Source organism: Flavobacteriaceae bacterium (assembly GCA_014075215.1).
Classification (GTDB): Bacteria; Bacteroidota; Bacteroidia; order Flavobacteriales; family Flavobacteriaceae; genus Polaribacter.
On record CP046177.1, the window covers coordinates 4,030,690 to 4,049,476 of the forward strand.

An 18,787-nucleotide genomic window follows, 5' to 3' on the forward strand; every position below is an offset into this window, starting at 1 on the left:
TTATACATATATAAACCTTAGTAGCTTTAACCAATATTTAACAATAAAAAAATAGCTATTATTGTAGTTTTGTTCGTTAAATTTTAATATTAAATTTTAAATCAACATGGATATAGATGTTAGAGCCATTAATGAAAAAATAGAACGGGAAAGTATTTTTGTGGATTTACTGACCAATGAGATCAATAAAGTGATTGTCGGGCAGAAACAGATGACAGAAAGATTGCTTATTGGTTTGCTCAGTAATGGACATATCTTGCTGGAAGGTGTTCCCGGTTTGGCAAAAACGTTAGCCATCAACACCTTATCAAAGGTAATACAAGGCTCGTTTAGTAGAATTCAGTTTACACCTGATCTATTACCTGCTGATGTTGTCGGAACGATGATTTATAATATTAAAGAAAATGATTTCTCAATAAAGAAAGGGCCTATATTTGCCAATTTTGTATTAGCTGATGAAATCAACAGAGCTCCCGCAAAAGTACAGTCAGCTTTGTTAGAAGCCATGCAGGAAAGGCAGATAACTATTGGTGACACTACTTTTAAGCTAGATGAGCCTTTTTTGGTTATGGCAACTCAAAATCCCGTAGAACAGGAAGGAACCTACCCTTTACCGGAAGCTCAGGTAGATCGTTTTATGTTGAAGGTAGTCATTGACTACCCCGAGTTAAATGATGAGCAAATGATTATGCGTCAAAATTTATCCGGAGGTTTTGCAACTGTAAATCCTGTTATTTCAACAGATCAGATTATTAAAGCAAGAAGTGTTGTTGATGAAGTGTATATGGACGAAAAAATTGAAAAATACATCCTCGATATTATTTTCGCCACTCGATACCCTCAACGATATCATCTCTCCAAACTGGAAGGGCTTATTAGTTTTGGAGCATCTCCCAGGGGTACTATTAACTTGGCAAAAGCTTCTAAATGCTATGCTTTTATTAAAAGAAGAGGATATGTAATTCCAGAAGATGTAAGAGCTGTTGTTTATGACGTACTCAGACATAGAGTTGGAATTACATATGAAGCAGAAGCGGAAAATATATCTTCATTAGACATTATCAACCAGATTGTTAATGAAATAGAAGTTCCTTAAAATAATTGTCTTTCGTAAACCCCTTCTTTATCCAGCATTTAAAAAATGGACACCAAAGAGATATTAAAAAAAGTTCGGAAAATTGAAATCAAAACCCGACGTCTGTCCGACCATATTTTCGGAGGAGAGTATCATTCTACCTTCAAAGGTCGCGGTATGACTTTTTCCGAAGTAAGACAGTATCAATTTGGTGATGATGTAAGAGCTATTGACTGGAATGTAACTGCCCGATACAATGAACCCTTTGTAAAAGTTTTTGAAGAAGAAAGAGAGCTTACCATGATGCTCGTGGTGGATGTTTCCGGGTCGGAATTTTTCGGAACCACAGCACAATTTAAAAAAGATACCGTTACGGAAATTGCAGCAACTTTGGCCTTCTCGGCAATTCAAAACAATGATAAAGTCGGGTTAATTCTTTTCTCTGATGCTGTTGAATTGTTTATCCCCCCCAAAAAAGGAAGAAGCCATGTATTGAGAATTATCAGAGAATTGATAGAGTTTAAGCCCGAAAGTAAAAAAACAAATATTGGCCAGGCATTTAAATTTCTGTCAAATGTTATGAAAAAGAAAGCCATTGTTTTTATGTTGTCTGATTTTATGGATGATGCTTATGAAAGAACATTAAAAATAGTTGCAAACAAACATGATATCACAGGCATCCGAATATATGACAAACACGACGAGGAGATACCGAATTTAGGTATGGTGCCTATGTTAGATGCCGAAAGCGGAAACATTCAATTGGTAAATACCGCATCAAAAACAGTCAGAACTCATTATAGGGCAAATGCAAACAGGTTATCAGACTATTTTCTCTCCACTTTCAAAAGAAGTGGTGCCGGTACTATTAATAACAGAGTTGATGAAGGTTATGTCAAAAAATTATTAGGATATTTTAAACATAAAGGAAGATAATGAAAAAACTCTTTTTTTACTTTTTTTTACTATCAGCCTTCGTTGTTTTTGGTCAAAGTACATCCAACGTAAGCGCTAAGGCCGATACCACTAATATTAGAATAGGTGAACAGTTTCAATTTAAAATTGAAATCCCTGACACTACTAATGTCATTATCCCCAAGCTAAACCTAAATGGTTTGGAAGTTATTGAAGAAGCTAAAACAGATACTATTAAAAATAGTTTAATCAAAAGATATATATTAACCGGTTTCGACAGTGGTGCTTTTTATATCCCGCAGCAACAGATTTTTATCAGAAATCAGGCTTTTCTGACCGATTCTATTTTAATAAATGTTGCTACTGTTGCCGTAGACACTACAAAACAAAAAATGTTTCCCATAAAATCTATCCAGGAGGAACCTTATGTTTTTGATGATTTTAAACCTTATTTGATTTGGGTGCTCCTGGCACTGCTCATAATGGGTGTAGCGTTGTATTTTATTTTGCGAAAAAAGAAAAAAGAAACATCGGAAGAAATCATTCCACTACTACCTCCGTACGAAGAAGCTATCGAGAAATTAAAAACTTTGGATGGTAAATTGCTTTGGCAAAATAATAAGGTTAAACAATACTATAGCGAGTTAACCGAAATCATCAGGGTATACATAGAAAGAGAATTAAAAATCCCTGCTTTGGAAATCACCTCAGATGAGCTTTTAGCATATATACATGACGCTAAAAACGCGGAAACGATCCTCTTTTCCAAAGAAACTTTTGACAAATTAAAAGCATTGTTACAAGAAGCTGATCTGGTAAAATTTGCCAAATCAAAACCGCTTTCACATGAGATAGAAGCAAACAGAAAAGATGCGGAAGTTATTTTAGAAGACCTCAAATCAAAACCTTTACCCGAGGAAGAACCTGTAATTGAAGATCATGATGAATTGGAATAATTTTGAGTTTAGCAATCCCGAGTTTCTTTGGTTATTAGTAATCATTCCTTTTTTGGGAATCTGGTATTTCTTTACACGAAAAAAAGATGCTGCCGTGTTAACTATTTCAAGTACCAAAGGGTTTCCAACATCTTCTTTTCTGCCGAAGCTAAAGCCTTTTTTGTATGGGTTGCGTTTATTAGCAATTGCAGCTTTATTTATTGCCCTTGCAAGACCCAGAAATGTTTCGGTAAGTACAAAAACAAAAGCAAACAGAGGAATAGATATTGTAATGGCGATTGACGTTTCTGCCAGTATGCTGGCACGCGATTTGAAGCCCAACAGGTTGGAAGCTTTAAAAGTAGTGGCTACCAATTTTGTCAACAGAAGGCCCAATGACAGGATTGGCATTGTTTTATATGCCGGAGAGAGTTTTACTCAAACACCTATTACCAGTGATAAAGGGATTGTAAAAAGAACTATTTCCGAAATCAAATGGGGTTTGCTTGAAGGGGGTACTGCTATTGGAATGGGCTTAGGTTCTTCCGTAAACAGATTAAAAGACAGTAAGGCAAAAAGCAAGGTTATTATCTTACTAACCGACGGGGTAAACAACTCCGGTAATATTGACCCCAAAACGGCAACAGAGCTTGCGAAGGAACTGGGAGTCAAAGTATATACTATTGGGTTAGGAACCAATGGAATGGCAGATTTCCCATATGCAAAAGATCCCAGAAACGGACAATTAAAATTTAGAAAACAACAGGTAGAAATTGATGAAGAGCTCTTAAAATTCATAGCTTCGGAAACCGAAGGGCAATACTTTAGAGCTACTAATAATACCAAACTGGAAGAGATTTATAATCAGATTGATAAACTTGAAAAAACAAAAATCGAAGAATTTAAATATTATAATTATCAAGAAAAATACCGGTTTTTAATTTTTATTGCCGGAGGGTTATTGCTGCTTGAATTTGTTTTAAGAAATACGTTATTTAGAAGTTTTATATGATTAAAACGAATTGTTTAAAGGTTGAATTATTTAATTATTTAATTGTTGAATTGTTTAAAGGTTGAATTGTTTATTGTGTAAATTATGCATGTTTTTTCATTTGAAAAATTAGAAGTTTGGAAAGAAGCTATTCAGTTTTCCAAAGATATTTATAAACTAACTTCTACATTTCATAAAGAAGAAAAATTTGGGTTGATAAGTCAAATGAGAAGAGCTTCAAATTCGATTGCAGCAAATCTGGCAGAAGGAACATCAAGAATCACAAATAAAGATAAAGCACATTTTACAACAATAGCGTTTAGCTCAACTATGGAAGTTTTAAATCACTTAATAATATCTAAAGAACTTCATTTTATTTCTGAAGAAGAGTATTTAAAATTAAGAACCCCGATTTATAAAATATCAAATATGCTAAACGCTTTAAGAAAATCACAAATAAACCCATAACCCTTTTTAAACAATTCAACAATAAACTCATAATGTACAGACTGGAAGATCCTTTTTATTTTTATTTCTTTACCATAATACCTGTTGTAATTGTCGTATTTCTGCTGGCGCTTTTTTGGAAGAAAAGAATACAACGGAAGTTTTCCAATGTACGTTTATTAGAGAAGTTAGCTCCTAATCATTCCGTTTTTAAATCAACATTAAAGTTAATTTTTTTCAGTCTCGGTATTTCTTTTTTAATCCTGGCACTGGTAAACCCTAAAATGGGGACAAAACTTAAAACAGTAAAAAGAGAGGGGGTAGATGTGGTTTTTGCTTTAGATGTTTCCAAAAGTATGTTGGCAGAGGACATTGCTCCGAACAGATTGGAAAAAGCAAAGCAGATCATCTCTAAAATCATTGACAAATTGGGTAGTGACAGAGTAGGTGTTATTGTCTACGCCGGTAATTCTTATCCTCTTTTGCCTATTACAACGGATCATGCAGCCGCAAAAATGTTTTTGCAAAATGCCAGTCCGGATATTGTTTCCAGCCAGGGAACCGCCATAAATGAAGCGTTGAACCTGGCAAAGACATATTATGATAACGAAGATCAGACCAATCGTTTTTTAATCATTATTTCCGACGGTGAAGATCATCAGGAAGAAACCAAGCAGGTAGCTAAAAATATGGCTGATGACGGTATTAAAGTATATACCATTGGTATCGGGACAGAAAAAGGCGGGCTTATTCCTATAAAAATTAACGGCTCACTTATCGGATATAAAAAAGACAGGAAAGGAGAATCCGTAGTTACAACACGAAAAGCAGATGTTTTACAGGAAATTGCAAATGATTCGGAAGGAAGATATATCGATGGAAATAAAACGGAAAAACCGGTAAAATTAATTGAAGATATTATTATCAATGCACAAAAGAGCGAATTTGAAACCAAACAATTTTCCGATTATAAAGACCAGTTTCAATGGTTTCTGGCATTAGGAATTTTGTTTTTAATTTTAGACATCTTTTTATTAGATAAAAAAACCAAATGGCTGCGAAAAGTAGATTTGTTTAACGAAGAAAAAAATAAAAAATGAAATTAGATACCTATCTGTTTGTCTGCCTTTTAATGCTGCTATCATCAGCATACAGCTTTGCTCAAAAAGATACTATAGCCGCACAAAGAGAAGCCAGGAAATTAGTGCGAGAAGGAAACAATTTATACAAACAACAAAAATATACGGATGCTTCCGTTGCATATAAAAAAGCATTGGAAAAAAGCAGTACATATAAGAAAGCTAGTTATAATTTAGGAAATGCATTGTATCAGGATAAATTTTATAAAGAAGCCGTTCCGCAATACGAATTAATGGCTAAAACCGCAAAAACAAAATTTGAAAAAGCAGAAGCATATCATAATATTGGAAATGCCATGATGGAGCAAAAACAATATCAACCTGCTGTAGATGCGTATAAAAATTCTTTGAGAAATAATCCTAATGATGATGAAACCAGATATAATTTAGCCGTGGCCCAGAAACTATTGGAAAAAGAAAAAAATAAAGACAAAAATAATAAGAATAAAAAAGATCAAAAAAATAAAAACGATAAAGAAAAAGATAAGAATAAAGACAAAAAAGAAGGGGATAATAAAGATAAAAAGGATAAAGAAAACGGGAAAGATGATAAAAATAAAGATCCCAAAAAAAATGATCAAAAAAAGCAGCAGAAACCGAAACCTCAGCAGGGGAAAATGACCCCTCAACAAGTCAAACAATTGTTGGAGAGTTTGAAAAATGAAGAGAAAAAAACTCAAAAGAAAATGAATGTAAAAAAAGCCAAGGGTAAAAAAGTTAAACAAGAAAAAGATTGGTAAGCAGATTTCTTTTTATCAATTTTGAACAATTATGAAAACGAAGTTTATATACATAGTCATTTTGGTTTTTTTAAACTGTATGCCTGTTTTTGCTCAGGAAGCAGTATTGAAAGCCACTGTCAGTAAAAACAAACTGGGTGTTAATCAAAGACTACGGATAGAGTTTGCAATTAATAAACAGGGAGCAGACCACTTTACACCTCCTGATTTTAAAAATTTCAAGGTGGTGGGTGGCCCCAGTCAATCTATCAGTCAATCCTGGGTCAATGGCAAAGCCAGTTTTTCTCAATCTTACTCGTATATTATTCAGCCAAAAAGAAAAGGAGAGTTTCTAATTCCCTCTGCAAGTATCGACCTAAATGGTAAAACAGTACGTTCCAAACCTGTTAAAATTATTGTTTTAGATGCCGTCGAAATTCCCAAAGACCCAAATGATCCCAATTATATAGCCCAGCAAAACATTCATCTGGTTGCCGAAATATCAAAATCCAACCCTTATGTAGGGGAAGGTGTCTATGTTGAATATAAATTATATGTAAGTCAAAACATCAGCGTAAATGACTTTTCCATTACAGAATCTCCACAGTATAACGGTTTCTGGAATCAGGATATAAAAATAAACGGGCTACCTGTAAAAAAAGGCATATATAATGGGGAAGAATATCGATATGTCATATTAAAAAAAGCGCTCCTGATTCCAACAAAATCAGGAAACTTATCCATAGACTCCATGAAAATGGATATTGTAATCGGAGTTCCGACCGGGAGAGTTGATTTCTTTGGAAATGTGATCTCCAGAAACATCACCCGGGCTTTTGCTTCGGCAAAAAAAACAGTACGCGTAAAAGAATTGCCTTTGGAGGGCAAACCCGAAAATTTTAATGGTGCAGTCGGCGATTTTAAATACAGTGTAACCTCCAGCAAAGATATTTTAAAATCTAATGAATCTGCACTTATCAAAGTAACGGTGTCCGGAAAAGGGAATTTAAAACTTTTTGATATCCCGGAAATTGTTACTCCGTCGGAGCTAGAAGTATATACTCCCGAACAAAAAGAACGTGTAAATGTAACCAGTTCCGGCTTAAGCGGTTTTGTCAGTAAACATTATACGGTTGTGCCGCAGTATAAAGGAAAATATAAGATTCCCAGTACCTCCTTTTCTTATTTTAACCCTATAGCGAAAAAATATAACACCATTACTTCCGATGATGTATTTGTAAATGTCTTAGAAGGAAAAGAGCTGATAACCAATTCCGACGATAATAGTATTGCCAAGCGACCTGTAACCGTCACCGGAGCAAATTTTAGATATATCCAAACAAAAAGTACTTTTATTTCTGATCAAAAAGAAGATTTTTTCCAATCAAATGTATTCTATCTCTTGCTGTTCTTACCTATTATTTCAATTCCCGTGGGAATTTTTGTAGCTAAAAAACAACAAGAAAAAAATAAGGATATTGTCGGTAACAAAATAAGAAAAGCAGATAAGCTCGCTAAAAAATTCTTGTCCGAAGCTCAAAAACAATTAGGTAAAAAAGAAGCATTCTACGAAGCTCTGGAAAGAGCATTACACAATTATCTAAAAGCAAAATTGAGTATTGAAACTTCAGATATCAGCAGTGAAAAAATAGCTGAGCTTCTAACTGAAAGGCATGTAGAGAAAAGTACTGTCAATTCTTTTATACAAGTGTTAAAGAATTGCGATTTTGCCCGTTATACTCCCATAGACAATGTACAGATGAAAGAAGCATATGTACATGCAAAAAATACCATTGCATTATTAGATAAACAGTTATGATTATGAAAAAACACCTGTTATACATATGGTTTTTTATTTCCTGCTTTGTATCGGCCCAAAACCCTGAAACTCTTTTTAAAGAAGCCAATGATTTGTATAAAGTCGGAAAATATGAAGAAGCAATTGCCCTATATCAAAAAATTGAAACTCTCAACCTAATTTCATCCGAATTGTATTACAATTTAGGCAACTGCTACTACAAACTAAATCATGTCGCGGAAACGATTTACAATTACGAAAAAGCACTGCTGATAAATCCGTTAAATGAAGATGCGAATAATAACCTGATTTTTGCCAAAAGACTAACCATAGATACCATAGAAGCGCTACCGAAATCTGTCATTCAGAAATTTGATGAAAGCTATATCAAAAAACTATCCTACAATGATTGGGCAATATTGGCAGTGATCTTCTCCGCTCTGGGCGCTTTATTATTTTTGTTTTTCTACTTCTCATATACCCCTTCTAAAAAAAGATTTTATTTTGTAAGTAGTATTATTTGTTTTCTCTTTTTAATCATCTCTGTCAGTTTTTCATACAAAGAATACAACGATGAGCAAACCAATAGCTATGGAATTATTTTTGCGGAAAAAACCGAAATCAAAAATGCCCCGACACTTAACAGTGATGCTATTTTTACACTTCACGAAGGAACAAAAGTGAAAGTTTTAGATGCTGTTGATAATTGGAAAAAAATTAAACTTGACGACGGAAAAATAGGATGGATAGATGCCGAAGATTTAAAAGTGTTGAAAATTATTTAACAAAAGAATCCTTTTCTTATATTTACAATTCGATTAGCCAAAAAAATGAATAAAACGATTATTACATTCTTTTTTACTTTGACTTTTTGTATATCGATCATCAGTCCTACGCTCCTAGCTATGGCAGATAGTCATTACGAAATTGCTTTGATTAAAGACATGAATGAGGAAGAAAGTAATAAAGAGGCGTTTAAAGATGTAGAATCTAAAATTCTTTATTCCTCTGATAACCCACTCCTGGCTTTTATTGCTAAAAAAACTAATTCCTTACGCTATTATCATAAGAAATACAATTCTCTACCTAAAAACCTCTTTATTCCTCCTCCGGAACAGGCTATAGTCTAATTTGTTTATACATTTATAAAAGCATTATTAAAAAAATCAGATTCTGATGCAACTTATCCTCCTTTATGGTAAATTGTCTATCAATTTTTTTAAATTAAAATCAATATTAAGGATTAAAAACGCATAAAAAATGAAAGCACACACAAAACAAACGCAAGCGGCTATCACACCGGAGAAAGCCATTGATCTATTAAAAAAAGGAAATGCAAGATTTGTCGCTAATAAAGAAGTTGAAAGAGATTTATTACAACAAGTAGCAGATACCAGTTCCGGGCAATACCCGTTTGCTACCGTACTCCACTGTGTAGATTCCAGAGTTTCGGCAGAATTGGTTTTTGACCAGGGAATCGGAGATATTTTCAGTATCAGAATTGCAGGGAATTTTGTAAATAATGATATTTTAGGGAGTATGGAATTTACATGTAAATTAGCCGGAACAAAAGCCATTGTTGTTTTAGGCCACACCGCTTGCGGTGCTGTAAAAGGGGCTTGCGATGATGCCAAATTGGGGAATCTAACTACTTTGTTAAGCAAACTTAAACCTGCGGTAAATGCAGTAACGGAACCCAGTGAACTACAATTCAGAAATTCCGGAAATATTGACTTTGTAAATGCGGTTGCAGAGAAAAACGTATATATGACCATGGACAATATCAGAAGCAAAAGCCCAACTTTAAAGGAGATGGAAGACAACGGAGAAATTAAAATCGTCGGTGCGATGTATGATATTAAAGACGGTTCCGTAACTTTTTACTAATAAAGAAAAATATGAAAAAAATACTTTTCATTGTTACTTTTATGCTAATTTCCCTAAAAATGGCCGGTCAAAATACCGGCTTAGGGAATTGGCTTGTATACATAGGAAACAAGCAGTTAAATTCCAAATGGAACCTTCATCATGAAGTCCAATACAGAAATTACAATGCCCTCGGAGATTTGGAACAATTACTGCTAAGAACAGGATTAGGTTACCATCTCGGTGCTAAAAGTAACGTATTGTTAGGCTATGGATATATCAACTCTGAAAACTTTATAGGAAATACAGATCAGGAAAGAACCATCCAGGAGCATCGGATTTTTCAGCAGTTTATCACAAAACAAAATATAGGAAGGGTGAAACTACAGCACAGATATCGTTTTGAACAGCGGTTTATTGAAAGTGATTTCAGAACTCGATTTCGATATTTTTTAGGCCTGGCTATTCCTTTCAAAGAATCAAAGTATTACCTTTCGGCCTATAATGAGATCTTTTTAAACGGAGATGCTGCTGTTTTTGACCGAAACAGGATATATGGCGGCTTAGGGTATCAGGTACAAAAAAACTGGAAAATAGAAATAGGCTATATGAATCAAATTTTTGAGTCTTCCGGTAGAGATCAAATTAATCTTATTACATTTATAAACTTTTAACTAAAATAATATGAAAAATCTTTTTTCAAATATAAAAGGCGATGCTTTTGGTGGTATCACTGCCGGAGTTGTTGCACTCCCGTTAGCCTTGGCTTTTGGGGTTTCTTCCGGTTTAGGGCCTAGTGCGGGGTTATATGGTGCTATCTTTATTAGCTTCTTCGCTGCACTTTTGGGAGGGACAAATACTCAAATTTCCGGACCTACTGCACCAATGACAGCCGTAAGCATGGTAATTATTGCGGGCATTATTGCAGCAAATGATGGCGATCTAAGCAAAGCACTACCCGCTATTTTAACGGTTTTTTTACTCTCGGGATTATTTCAAATTGGCTTGGGCTTTGCCGGATTGGGAAAATATATCCGATATATTCCTTATCCTGTAGTTTCCGGGTTTATGACAGCTATTGGAGCCATTATCTTAATCACTCAAATATTGCCATCCGTTGGATATTACGCCAAAGAAAATGCTCAATTTGTAGATCAGTTCAAGGAAAAAGCAACCTCCTCAATTTATGAAAATATGGTGATTGAAAAAGCGCTGGAATTAGAGTTTGGTGAAAAAGCCTTATCTTCTGAAGATTTTAATGAACTAGTGGCTTCATCTCAAAAAATTACCTCGGAAGATATTAATAAAGAGGCTCAAACACTCGCAGGAAAAGAAGCTTCCGGGGTTATTGGCACATTAAAAGTATTGCCCGGAGCGCTCAAAAATATAAATTGGTTAGAGTTAATTTTAGCGCTGAGTACCATTATCATAATTTATGGATTTAAACGCATTACAACTGCTATTCCCAGCACATTAGTAGCACTTCTTATTATGACAGGAATTGCTGTTGGTTTTGGCCTGGATTACAGGCCCATTGAAGAAATACCGGCAGGTTTTCCGATTCCAAATACAGATATTTTTACCCATTTTAGTTTAACAAACATAACGCCTTATATTTTTACAGCCTTAACACTCGCTCTGTTAGGGGCTATTGATTCATTATTAACCTCGGTTGTTGCGGACAATATGACCAAAACCAAACATAAGCCTAATAAAGAATTAGTAGGTCAGGGAATTGGAAACAGTATTGCTGCTGTTTTCGGTGGAATCCCGGGTGCCGGTGCAACAATCAGAACCGTAGTTAACATTAACTCCGGAGGAAAAACCAGATTATCCGGTATGATTGCCGGTATCATGCTATTAGTTATCTTATTAGGTTTAGGGCCTGTTGCTTCAAAAATTCCGGCAGCGGTTTTAGCGGGCATTTTAATTACTGTTGGTATTGGTGTGATGGACTATAAGGGTTTAAGAGCAATTCCGAGTTTACCAAAAGACACTTCCTTCAAATTATTTAAAGTATTCTCTTTTAAAGTAAGTTCAGAAGTAATTGTTATGCTCATCGTATTACTGCTTTCTACTTTTTGGAATTTGATTTACGCCGTAGGTATCGGTTTGGTAATTGCCTCGCTGATGTTTATGAAAAAAATAGGTGATTTAACAGCTCAGCGATCTGATGTAAAATCTTTAAAAGAAGAACCTTGGGCTGATGAAATCGGCCTTACAAAAAGCCTGCAGGAAAAAGTGTTTATCAAACATATTAAAGGTCCTTTGTTTTTTGGTTCTACCAGTGATTTTCAACAACTGATAAAACAAATTCCGGCATCTGCATCTACCATTGTTATCAGGATGGACAGAATGCAATATATCGACCAGTCGGGTTTGTATGCTCTGGAAGATGTGTTAGTGGATTTAAAAAAGGATGGTAAAAATATCCTGGCTGTTGATCTTCAAAAACAACCTGAATACATGATGGAACGAATTGATATTATCCCGGATCTTATCCCCGAAGAATGTATCTTTGATAATTTTAAAGAATGTCTTTCCTGGATTAAAAAACATCAAGATATAAAATAACGTTACAGGCTAAATAATTTTAGGCATCTCTATATGTTCCTCCTTTATAATAGAAGGAAAAATAGCAGGTGCCATGCTTTTTATTGGAGCATATAAAATAGAATTGTCTACGGTATCCTTATCAACAAAAGAAAAAGCAGTATTTATCCTGCTAAAAAACAACAACAAAATACTCATTATAAAAGCTATTTTAAGGAACCCAAAAACACCTCCTAAGATTTTATTGACCAGTCCTAAGGCAGCAAAATCGGCTAATTTTGTAAATAGTTTTCCTAAAGAGGCTATTACAATAACAATCGCTATAAAGGTAATTGCAAAAGCCGTTAAAGAAATATAGTGTTCGCTCCAGTCTACATATTTTTCCATAATAGCTGCTATGAAATAGGAAAAATGAATGGCTCCCCATACTCCGCTAATTAACGCTGCCAAAGAAGCAATTTCTACAAAAAGCCCTTTTGTAAAACCCTTTATAAAACCATATAACAACAGCACTGCCAAAATAACATCAAAAGCGTTCATCTTCTTATTTTTTCAAGTACTTCTTATCTACATAAAAAGTTCCAAACGGAATTACAGATGCTGACAAAATAGTCGCAAATGTTTTGGTATTCCATTTTTGGTCTGAGCGCAATACAAATGCTAAAATCACATATAACATAAATAAAATTCCATGAGGCATTCCCAACATTTTAACATAACCGGGATCATTTCCATAATATTTGACAGGAGTTGCAATGAAAAGCAATAATATATAGGATACTCCTTCCAAAAAACCAATAAGTCTAAAAAAAGTTTTCATTAATTTAAGTATGGCTAAACCATATAATTCTTCAAAGGTACTCTTTATTTTCAATCTAAGAGACCTTTGCAAAATAGTGATATATTCCGTATTGAAATTGATTTGGCTTCAAATTTCTTCCTTCTCGAAAATTTTAAATCCTCAAAACCAATAGGTTATTCCGGTTGAAAATGTTCTTCGGGCATCAAACTTTTTTGCCAAATCAATTTTGCAAAGATCTCTCTAAAATATGGATTGACTTTTAATAATGGTAAAAATAACCGACATATACTCTATAGATTTCCTATTTTTGCTTACCGATGAGTAATACTTCTGTCAAAATTACTGCTGAGAAATTAGATGTAAACAAATGCTACGAGTTTGTAAAAGATAGCTCCTGCGGTGGTATTGCTGTTTTTGTAGGAACCGTCAGAAACCATACGCAAAACAAAGAGGTAATTCAGCTTGATTTTTCTACTTATAAGCCCATGGCAATTAAAGAGCTACAAAAAATCGCTGACTTGGCTCTAAAAAAATTTGCCATCAAAAAAATTGCCATTCATCATGCAGAGGGCCTATTAAAAATAGGTGGAACCCCTGTAATTATTATGGTTTCTGCTCCGCATAGAAAGGCTGCTTTTGAAGCGTGTGAATTTGCTATTGATACATTAAAAGAGACCGTTCCTATCTGGAAAAAAGAATATTTTTCGGATGGAGCCGTATGGGTAAATGCTCACCCTTAAAGTTTAATACCAAAAAGAATAATTACTGTCTTAAGTTCATAAAAACATAAGGCAGGTGTAAAAACCTGCCCTAATGCTATATACAGTTTTCAGATATACTATAAACACTGTATATACCCTCTCAAATAAAAAATTTCTTACAAATTACTCTGCTGATTTGAGGTTTTCAGGTAAACTGTTGTCAAAAGTTTTTGAAACATTCCCTTTACTAACGGTTACTTTACCCTCGTCGCTGACTTCAATACGTTGAGTTACCGTGCCCTCTTCAACAACTACACTGCCCTATTTTCGTGTTATGATGTACGGAATTTCCCATTGCACATATCCTGCCCCTTCCCAATAATAGCCATCTCCGCTCGAAGCGACGTCAAGAATTGGGTTTCCCAAATCCCTGGCCAATTGTGCGTTATGGGGGTTTCCTGCCAAATTTGCCAATGAACCTCCTGCAGTGGCCTCAACTTCCTTTTCTTCGAGTTCATACGCTGCCGTATTATAATCATCATTATCTGCTTTTACGTGTAGTAATAATCTGGCAAGCCAGCCCCCGTATTCTATGATAAAAACAAGTAAAAGTTGAGATATTATTTTTACTAATTTATGCAGCAAATTTAAAAGTATCTACATAGGGTGTTTGTCGTTTGACAACGGCAAACACTCTTGCTATTAATTTGTTTCTAATAATGTTAACGGTACTCATTTTACTTTTGCCTTGTTTTATTCTTTTATGATAGTATAATTTCATTTCTGGGTTATGTTGTATAGCAGAAATAGCGCACATATTAATAATTGCTTTCAATTTTTTATTAGCCAAATGAGAGACTTTTGTACGTCCTTTAATACTAGTTCCAGATTGGTAAGGAAAAGGAGCAACACCACAATAAGAGGCAAACTTTCTCCAGTTTTCAAATTTTGAAAAATTGTCAGTAAACACAATCATCATTATAGCAGTTTGCATTCCTATACCTTTAACACTAGTAACAAGTTTATAGGTTTCTTTTAACATTATATTTTGGTCAATAATAGCTTGCATTTGAGTATTAATCTTGTGTATTTGTTTGGTTAGTTCTGCAATCATTTTTTGTTGAACGTCAAAGATTATTTTATACTCTTTTGCTTTATAAATTCTTTTTTGTTCTTTCAAAGTAACTTTAAAACCAGCTCTTTGTTTGTTAAGTTTTGTCCTTAAAGATAAGAGACTTTTTAGTTGTAATATACTTCTTTTAGGTAGCTTACTGGGTTTAAGTTCTTCTTTTAATCGATACCCATATAGAGCAATGCGTTTGGCATCAATTTGGTCATCCTTTCCACGAGCAATACCAATAGATCTTTTAATTTCTAAACCAGAAGCTATGAAAAAAGATAATTTTTGTTCAGTTAAAGACACAGATAATAAATGAGAGTACATTCCTGTATGTTCAAATACAAACATGGTTTCTTCTTTAGAGAAAGACGAATTTTTAAAACTCCACTTTAGCATTAATTTAAATCCAGATTTACTGTTCTCAAACTGTTGAACAATTTGTTTAGAATAGATACAAACATCAATTAATAATTTACTGACATCGATTCCGATAATTTCATTTGTTTTCATAATTTTGTAATTAGATATTAATAATAGTTACTTAAACTAAGACCTTTAATAAGGGCAGAAACTGAAATTCTATATGGTTCTAAGTAACTTTTAAAAAGAACGGAGACTAATACGGGGGATGGCTCTAAAAAGCTAGCTGGCCGCTAAAGTTCACTCCGTTCTTTTGTGTTTTTGGTTATCAACAAAATAAGAGTTATTAACAAAGAAAAAAAGAAGCAAAAAAAGAAATTTCATCATAACTATTATGTTTTTATTTTAAGTAATTATTTCTATTTGCTAATCTAAAGGTTTGGTTGTGGTCCTTCAGGATCATGAGAGGGTGATTCCGTATCTAATTCTGTTTTAAACATTGGTGTGTCCGGTGCTTGTTCAAATAGTAGTCCCATAATTTTTTCTACGTTTAAATGGTTATTAGTATTTTAATATTCATAGGCTTTCTCCGGCACCTGTTTAACACCATCAAATTATTTGACGGTTATATTTACTCTAAAACAGGCTTTTCGAATTTCGCCCTTATAATTAAAAGAAAAAATAGTAGCTACTTAATCAAATATTTCTCATTTAATTATCTTATACAAAGGTATTTCGGTAAACCGATTTTACCTTTAGGGTATTTTCTTAATTTATAACAATTGGTATTTTTATTAGTTCCTAAAATTGCATATTTGGGTTTTTGATATTCCGAAATTAGGAAATAAGTAAAACGGAATTTGAAAAAATAGTACAACCGTTTATATAAATAGAATAAACGGTTGTATTCTTATTATAAAAGAATAAGAGGGATATAATTTTTTTAGCTTTCGGTTTCAAGATACCCTGAAAGGGCAAAACTCTCTAACAATTATATTGGCGGCGATTAAACTCCGAAAACGACGTGGCTTTTCCACGGAAAATTCATACCTTTGATTAAAAGAATTTATAAATGGAATTAACCAAAGAATATGTTGAAAAAACTAAAAAAAATGGTGAAAATGCCATTCTTTCATTGATTTCAAAAATGGATAGAGATAGCTCTAAAATAACTTTCATTTTAGATAGTTTAGGTTCTTTCCCAAAAGATTTTAAAGGCGATTGGCTCTTTAATTATACCAAAAGTACTAACCACAAATTAAGAATGTCGGCTATCCGAAATATTGGTAAACTCAAGTTAAACGGAGAATTTCCATTACTTTATGAACTCTTTGAAACTGAGCCAAAAACTGAAATTAAAAGAGAGATCATTTCTTCAATTGGAAGGCAAAGAAATTTACAATCAAAAGATTTTATCATTCAAATTTTAAAAGATAATGACCCGAAAATTGTATGTCAGGCCATAAGAGCGTTATTAGTTTTTAAAGACAATAAAGAAATTGCTGAAAAACTTAAAAAATTAAGAAGACACAGAAACGAAATGGTACAGAGTATCATTGAAAAAGAATTCTATTCGGGTTTAAAAAAACAAAGTAAACCACACCATACACAGACTTACAATTTCTTGAAAGATACGGTTGTTCACGGAGATGTTAGGGATGTTTTAAAAGCAGTACCGGAAGATAGTATTCACCTGACCTTTACTTCACCGCCATATTACAATGCAAGAGATTATTCTATCTATTCATGTTATCAAGATTATTTAGAATTTTTGGATGAAGTTTTTAAAGAAGTGCACCGAGTAACTAAAGAAGGGCGTTTTTTGTTAATCAATACCTCACCCATTATTATTCCAAGAATTAGCAGACAGCATTCAAGCAGAAGATATCCCATTCCTTTTGACCTACATAGCTATATTGTAAATGCAGGCTGGGAATATCTTGACGACATCATTTGGTTAAAACCCGAAACAAGTGTAAAAAATAGAGTTGGTGGATTTCAGCAACACAGAAAACCATTAGGATATAAACCGAACACAGTTACTGAAATGATAATGGTTTATCGTAAAAAAACCACAAAATTGTTGGATTGGAACATTCGCCAATATCCAAAAGAAATTGTTGAGAAAAGTAAAGTCTCTAATAGATTTGAGACTACTAATGTTTGGAAAATTGACCCGGTATATAGTAAAAATCATACAGCTGTTTTTCCCATCAAATTATGCAAAAAAGTAATTGAATACTATTCGTTTGAAGGAGATTTGGTTTTTGATCCTTTTGGTGGTAGTGGAACTTTTGGAAGAGCTGCGAAAGCACTCAACAGACGATTCTTTTTAACCGAATTAAACGATGCATATTTTGAGTATATGAAATCCGAAAAAAAACCAAAATTATTATTTAATGAACTAGAAACCAAATTTTTAGAATTACAAGAATTTAAAAAATTTGCAAATGATACTAACTGACCAAGTAACAAAAAACATAGTTAAGAAATTAATTAAAGGAGAAGACTATCGAATAGAAATTGTAACTCTTATTAATGCGGAATTTCTACAATTTGCAATAGAATTTTTCAAAAAAGTTGCTTTTGCAAAAATTAAAAACGAAGATATTTCTACCGATTGGTACAAAAAAGAAATGTTGGCACTCAATCTTCCACCGGATGAAATAGCAATTAACTCAGGGCTCAACAAAAAGACGATTACTAATATGTATAATTCAGGCACTCGCCAGGTTGTTATAGATGCTTCTTACGAACATTATGATACTTTATATTCAGCCATTGAGGAATTGACTAAAGTTGAAGATATTGATTTGAGTTTAACCATTAAATTCAATAAGGTAAGTGTCGATTTAAATATAAGCGAAAGCTTGATTGTAATTAATACATTAGCAGTAAAACGAGCAGCTTTGCGTGGTGGACTTTGGAGTACAGCAGGAAAACAAACCGAAGAACCATTAATGGTAGCCTTATGTAAATTATTTGACGTTCCTTCCAAAAATTATTCTATAAAACCAAAAGCAAAACGAGTTCGTAAAGGAGTCGTAAATCGAGAAATTGATTTCTTTTTGTATGAAAATGAAAATATCTACAAATGTGAAGTTAAACTAATAGGAAAGGGAAACCCGGAAAGTGCCGATACAGTAATAGCAAGAGATAGCAAAGTTTTTGTGGCAGATAAATTATCTGACCAAAATAAAGCACAATTAAATAATTTAAAAGTAGAATGGGTAGAACTTAGAGAAGATAAGGGCTACAATCGATTTGAACAAGTTTTAACCAATTTAAAAATACCACACAAGAAACTAACTACAGATTTAGATTGTAAATTGAACGAAATAATTGAAGAATTTTTTAAATAATTAT

20 protein-coding genes are annotated in these 18,787 nt (G+C 33.5%); 16 read left to right on the forward strand and 4 right to left on the reverse strand.

Features of this window, described 5'->3' with window-relative positions:
• Positions 1 to 106: 106 nt before the first annotated feature.
• The 13 genes from GKR88_20030 to GKR88_20090 all read left to right on the forward strand — a co-directional run bounded on the left by GKR88_20030 (position 107) and on the right by GKR88_20090 (position 12,459).
• Positions 107 to 1,096 (forward strand): AAA domain-containing protein, encoded by a 990-nt coding sequence (locus GKR88_20030; protein QMU66349.1) that lies wholly within the window; start codon positions 107 to 109, stop codon positions 1,094 to 1,096.
• A gap of 45 nt (positions 1,097 to 1,141) precedes the next feature.
• A complete protein-coding gene (locus GKR88_20035; GenBank protein ID QMU66350.1) occupies positions 1,142 to 2,011 on the forward strand; it encodes a DUF58 domain-containing protein in 870 nt (289 codons plus the stop codon).
• Positions 2,011 to 2,946, forward strand: a complete 936-nt coding sequence (locus tag GKR88_20040; protein QMU66351.1) for a hypothetical protein — start codon at positions 2,011 to 2,013, stop codon at positions 2,944 to 2,946. The genes GKR88_20035 and GKR88_20040 overlap by 1 nt, the downstream gene beginning before the upstream one ends.
• Positions 2,933 to 3,937 carry a VWA domain-containing protein gene (locus GKR88_20045; protein QMU66793.1) on the forward strand — a complete coding sequence of 335 codons (1,005 nt, stop codon included), beginning with the start codon at positions 2,933 to 2,935 and terminating at the stop codon, positions 3,935 to 3,937. Before GKR88_20040 ends, GKR88_20045 begins: the two co-directional genes overlap by 14 nt.
• 84 nt (positions 3,938 to 4,021) lie before the next feature.
• Entirely contained in the window at positions 4,022 to 4,384 is a 363-nt protein-coding gene (locus GKR88_20050; GenBank protein ID QMU66352.1) for a four helix bundle protein, read from the forward strand.
• 32 nt (positions 4,385 to 4,416) lie between these two features.
• Positions 4,417 to 5,463 carry a VWA domain-containing protein gene (locus tag GKR88_20055; protein ID QMU66353.1) on the forward strand — a complete coding sequence of 349 codons (1,047 nt, stop codon included), beginning with the start codon at positions 4,417 to 4,419 and terminating at the stop codon, positions 5,461 to 5,463.
• Positions 5,460 to 6,242 (forward strand): tetratricopeptide repeat protein, encoded by a 783-nt coding sequence (locus GKR88_20060; protein QMU66354.1) that lies wholly within the window; start codon positions 5,460 to 5,462, stop codon positions 6,240 to 6,242. Before GKR88_20055 ends, GKR88_20060 begins: the two co-directional genes overlap by 4 nt.
• 31 nt (positions 6,243 to 6,273) lie before the next feature.
• On the forward strand, positions 6,274 to 8,040 hold the full coding sequence (locus GKR88_20065) for a protein BatD (protein QMU66355.1): 1,767 nt from the start codon (positions 6,274 to 6,276) through the stop codon (positions 8,038 to 8,040).
• A 2-nt stretch (positions 8,041 to 8,042) separates the two neighbouring features.
• A complete protein-coding gene (locus GKR88_20070; GenBank protein QMU66356.1) occupies positions 8,043 to 8,804 on the forward strand; it encodes a tetratricopeptide repeat protein in 762 nt (253 codons plus the stop codon).
• Between the two features lie 45 nt (positions 8,805 to 8,849).
• Positions 8,850 to 9,149, forward strand: a complete 300-nt coding sequence (locus GKR88_20075; protein ID QMU66357.1) for a hypothetical protein — start codon at positions 8,850 to 8,852, stop codon at positions 9,147 to 9,149.
• Positions 9,150 to 9,279: 130 nt separating this feature from the next.
• On the forward strand, positions 9,280 to 9,906 hold the full coding sequence (locus tag GKR88_20080; protein QMU66358.1) for a carbonic anhydrase: 627 nt from the start codon (positions 9,280 to 9,282) through the stop codon (positions 9,904 to 9,906).
• A gap of 11 nt (positions 9,907 to 9,917) precedes the next feature.
• On the forward strand, positions 9,918 to 10,559 hold the full coding sequence (locus GKR88_20085) for a DUF2490 domain-containing protein (GenBank protein ID QMU66359.1): 642 nt from the start codon (positions 9,918 to 9,920) through the stop codon (positions 10,557 to 10,559).
• 10 nt (positions 10,560 to 10,569) lie between these two features.
• Positions 10,570 to 12,459 (forward strand): STAS domain-containing protein, encoded by a 1,890-nt coding sequence (locus tag GKR88_20090; GenBank protein ID QMU66360.1) that lies wholly within the window; start codon positions 10,570 to 10,572, stop codon positions 12,457 to 12,459.
• A gap of 9 nt (positions 12,460 to 12,468) precedes the next feature.
• Here GKR88_20090 and GKR88_20095 read toward each other — a convergent pair whose 3' ends face one another.
• Positions 12,469 to 12,978 (reverse strand): CvpA family protein, encoded by a 510-nt coding sequence (locus tag GKR88_20095; GenBank protein ID QMU66361.1) that lies wholly within the window; start codon positions 12,976 to 12,978, stop codon positions 12,469 to 12,471.
• A 4-nt stretch (positions 12,979 to 12,982) separates the two neighbouring features.
• The gene (locus tag GKR88_20100) at positions 12,983 to 13,258 is read right to left on the reverse strand and encodes a DUF3817 domain-containing protein (protein ID QMU66794.1); all 276 of its coding nucleotides are present in this window, start codon (positions 13,256 to 13,258) and stop codon (positions 12,983 to 12,985) included.
• 299 nt (positions 13,259 to 13,557) lie between these two features.
• On the opposite strand from GKR88_20100, the gene GKR88_20105 reads away from it, so the two are divergent.
• On the forward strand, positions 13,558 to 13,980 hold the full coding sequence (locus GKR88_20105) for a molybdenum cofactor biosynthesis protein MoaE (GenBank protein QMU66362.1): 423 nt from the start codon (positions 13,558 to 13,560) through the stop codon (positions 13,978 to 13,980).
• Positions 13,981 to 14,262: 282 nt separating this feature from the next.
• Here GKR88_20105 and GKR88_20110 read toward each other — a convergent pair whose 3' ends face one another.
• Together GKR88_20110 and GKR88_20115 are read right to left on the reverse strand one after the other, a co-directional pair.
• Positions 14,263 to 14,586, reverse strand: a complete 324-nt coding sequence (locus tag GKR88_20110; protein QMU66363.1) for a hypothetical protein — start codon at positions 14,584 to 14,586, stop codon at positions 14,263 to 14,265.
• The gene (locus tag GKR88_20115; GenBank protein ID QMU66364.1) at positions 14,576 to 15,571 is read right to left on the reverse strand and encodes a transposase; all 996 of its coding nucleotides are present in this window, start codon (positions 15,569 to 15,571) and stop codon (positions 14,576 to 14,578) included. Before GKR88_20115 ends, GKR88_20110 begins: the two co-directional genes overlap by 11 nt.
• A 922-nt stretch (positions 15,572 to 16,493) precedes the next feature.
• On the opposite strand from GKR88_20115, the gene GKR88_20120 reads away from it, so the two are divergent.
• Both GKR88_20120 and GKR88_20125 read left to right on the forward strand, forming a co-directional pair.
• Positions 16,494 to 17,885, forward strand: coding sequence for a restriction endonuclease subunit M (locus GKR88_20120; protein QMU66365.1), 1,392 nt, complete (start codon positions 16,494 to 16,496; stop codon positions 17,883 to 17,885).
• A complete protein-coding gene (locus GKR88_20125) occupies positions 17,872 to 18,783 on the forward strand; it encodes a CfrBI family restriction endonuclease (protein ID QMU66366.1) in 912 nt (303 codons plus the stop codon). Before GKR88_20120 ends, GKR88_20125 begins: the two co-directional genes overlap by 14 nt.
• Positions 18,784 to 18,787: the final 4 nt, after the last annotated feature.